General features: G+C 39.1%; 1 pseudogene. It reads right to left on the reverse strand.

The annotated features are described in order from the left end of the window. A pseudogene (locus tag A3761_RS01120) lies at positions 1–265 on the reverse strand (acyl-CoA dehydrogenase family protein); the annotation flags it as partial. Positions 266–373: the final 108 nt, after the last annotated feature.

The raw sequence follows: 373 nt of genomic DNA on the forward strand, positions 1-373 counted from the left end.
TCCGCCCCATGACTTCAGCCAGAGGCGCATATTCCAGGTTGCTTAAACCGTAGCCATAATCACTATCAGGCAAAAACAAATTCCATAAGCCCTGCTCTTTTGCGAGCGCTTTTAAGTCTTCAATTTGCTGAGGAATCTGCCACCTATCTTCGGCATTTTCGATAGTCTCTTTTATCTCTTGCTCAATTGGGTACAAATATTTTTCCAGAAAACTTGCCACTTCCTGAGTCAGATCTAGTACCTTCTGCGAGTATTCGAAATTCATATTTCACCTTTGTTGTTGAGCATATTGACATCAAGCCAACTTATCTTGGATGAAGGCATTATAGGCAGCAAAGAAAACATCATTGAAGTTTATTTACTTTATTTATAA

Source organism: Oleiphilus sp. HI0123 (assembly GCF_001635315.1).